This is a genomic window from Streptomyces ipomoeae 91-03, assembly GCF_000317595.1.
Classification (GTDB): Bacteria; Actinomycetota; Actinomycetes; order Streptomycetales; family Streptomycetaceae; genus Streptomyces; species Streptomyces ipomoeae.
The window spans coordinates 1-2,609 of record NZ_AEJC01000527.1; the positions used below are offsets into that span (position 1 = coordinate 1).

The following is a 2,609-nucleotide window of genomic DNA, read 5'->3' on the forward strand; positions in this document are numbered from 1 at the left end:
CCTGATCAAGGGCATGAACGGCATCGGCACGGTCCGTAAGACCACCCTCCCGGGCGGCCTGCGCATCGTCACCGAGACCCTCCCGTCCGTGCGCTCCGCCACCTTCGGCATCTGGGCCCACGTCGGCTCCCGCGACGAGACGCCCGCCCTGAACGGCGCCACGCACTACCTGGAGCATCTGCTCTTCAAGGGCACGTCACGGCGTAGCGCGCTCGACATATCGTCCGCGATCGACGCGGTCGGCGGCGAGATGAACGCGTTCACGGCGAAGGAGTACACGTGCTACTACGCGCGCGTGCTCGACAGCGACCTCCCGCTCGCCATCGACATCGTCTGCGACATGCTCACCGGCTCGCTCATCCGCGAGGAGGACGTCGACGTCGAACGCGGCGCCATCCTCGAAGAGATCGCGATGACCGAGGACGACCCCGGCGACTGCGTGCACGACCTGTTCGCGCACACCATGTTCGGCGACACCCCCCTCGGCCGCCCGGTCCTCGGCACGGTCGACACGGTCAACGCCCTCACCGCCGACCGCATCCGCCGTTTCTACAAGAAGCACTACGACCCGACCCACCTCGTCGTCGCCTGTGCCGGCAACGTCGACCACAACAAGGTCGTACGACTGGTCCGCGCGGCCTTCGAGAAGGCGGGCGCCCTCAGCACCGCCGACGCCACCCCGATCGGTCCGCGCGCCGGCCGCCGCAGCATCCGTACGGCCGGCCGGGTCGAGCTCGTCGGCCGCAAGACCGAGCAGGCCCACGTCGTCCTCGGCATGCCCGGCCTGTCCCGCACCGACGAGCGCCGCTGGGCCCTCGGCGTCCTCAACACCGCGCTCGGCGGTGGCATGTCCTCCCGTCTCTTCCAGGAGGTCCGCGAGAAGCGGGGCCTGGCGTACAGCGTGTACTCGTACACCTCCGGCTTCGCCGACTGCGGCATCTTCGGCGTCTACGCCGGCTGCCGCCCGTCCCAGGTGCACGACGTGCTCAAGATCTGCCGCGACGAGCTCGACCAGGTCGCCGAGCACGGACTGCCCGACGACGAGATCGAGCGCGCCATCGGCCAGATGAAGGGCTCCACGGTCCTCGGCCTGGAGGACACCGGCGCGCTCATGAACCGCATCGGCAAGAGCGAGCTGTGCTGGGGCGAACAGATGTCCGTCGACGAGATGCTGACCCGGATAGCCATGGTGACCCCGGACGACGTCCGCACCGTTGCACGCGATGTCCTGGCACACCGTCCCTCCCTGTCGGTGATCGGACCGCTCAAGGACAAACAGGCGTCCCGACTGCACGAAGCCGTCGCCTGACCCCTCCTACAAGTCCTACAAGGCCCCAGAAGGAAGCAAGACAGATGAGCAAGCTGCGTGTGGCGGTCCTCGGTGCCCAGGGCCGGATCGGCTCCGAGGCGGTACGGGCCGTCGAAGCCGCCGAGGACATGGAACTGGTGGCCGCCCTGAGCCGCGGCGACAAGCTGGAGACGCTGGTGGAGACCGGCGCCCAGGTCGCCGTCGAACTCACCACCCCCGCCTCGGTCATGGGCAACCTCGACTTCTGCGTACGCCACGGCATCCACGCGGTCGTCGGCACCACGGGCTGGACCGACGAACGCCTCGCGCAGCTGAAGAGCTGGCTGGAGGGGTCCCCGGAGACCGGCGTGCTCATCGCGCCCAACTTCTCCATCGGGGCCGTACTGACCATGAAGTTCGCGCAGATCGCCGCGCCCTGGTTCGAGTCCGTCGAGGTCGTCGAACTGCACCACCCGAACAAGGTCGACGCCCCGAGCGGCACCGCCACCCGCACCGCCCAGCTCATCGCCGAGGCCCGCCGCGAGGCCGGCACGGCCCCGGCACCGGACGCCACCGTGACCGCCCTGGACGGCGCGCGGGGCGCCAGCGTCGACGGTGTCCCGGTCCACGCCGTACGCCTTCGCGGCCTGCTCGCCCACCAGGAGGTCCTGCTCGGCGGCGAGGGCGAGACCCTGACGGTCCGGCATGACTCCCTCCACCACAGCAGCTTCATGCCGGGCATCCTGCTCGGCGCCCGCCGCGTGGTGACGACCCCCGGCCTCACCTTCGGCCTCGAACATTTCCTCGACCTCGGCTGAACGGTCGAGAGCCCGGCGTCCGGAGGCCCAGCGTCCGGAAGAACTCGGAAGAACCATGCGCGCGAAGATCACCTACGCCGTCACGGCAGCCGTCCTGGTCGTCTACTTCGTCCTGGTCGGCAGCCGCGGGGTCATGCTCATAGAGACCGGCACCCCGGTCACGATCGCCTTCGGCGTCGCGGTGCTCGTCCTCCCGGCGATCGGCATCTGGTTCCTGTGGAAGAACACCCAGTTCGTCCGCAAGGCCAACCAGCTCGCCGCCGAACTCGACGCCGAAGGCGGCCTCCCCGTCGACGAGTTGAAGCGCACCCCGAGCGGCCGCATCGACCGCGACTCCGCCGACGAGGTCTTCGCCCGGCGCAAGGCGGAGACCGAGGACGCCCCCGACGACTGGCGCGCCTGGTTCCGCCTCGCCATCGCCTATCACGACGCCCGAGACACCCCCCGGGCTCGCAAGGCGATGCAACGAGCGATAGCCCTCCACGACGGCAAACCCGTACAGA

3 protein-coding genes are annotated in these 2,609 nt (G+C 69.7%); all 3 read left to right on the top strand.

Annotated features, from left to right (window positions below; genetic code table 11):
* Position 1 precedes the first annotated feature (1 nt).
* Entirely contained in the window at positions 2-1,309 is a 1,308-nt protein-coding gene (locus tag STRIP9103_RS34105) for a M16 family metallopeptidase (protein WP_234022372.1), read from the top strand.
* Between the two features lie 44 nt (positions 1,310-1,353).
* On the top strand, positions 1,354-2,106 hold the full coding sequence (dapB, locus tag STRIP9103_RS34110; RefSeq protein WP_009329053.1) for a 4-hydroxy-tetrahydrodipicolinate reductase: 753 nt from the start codon (positions 1,354-1,356) through the stop codon (positions 2,104-2,106).
* 55 nt (positions 2,107-2,161) lie between these two features.
* Positions 2,162-2,609 (top strand): tetratricopeptide repeat protein (locus STRIP9103_RS34115; protein ID WP_009329052.1); only part of this gene is annotated, 448 nt, incomplete at its 3' end.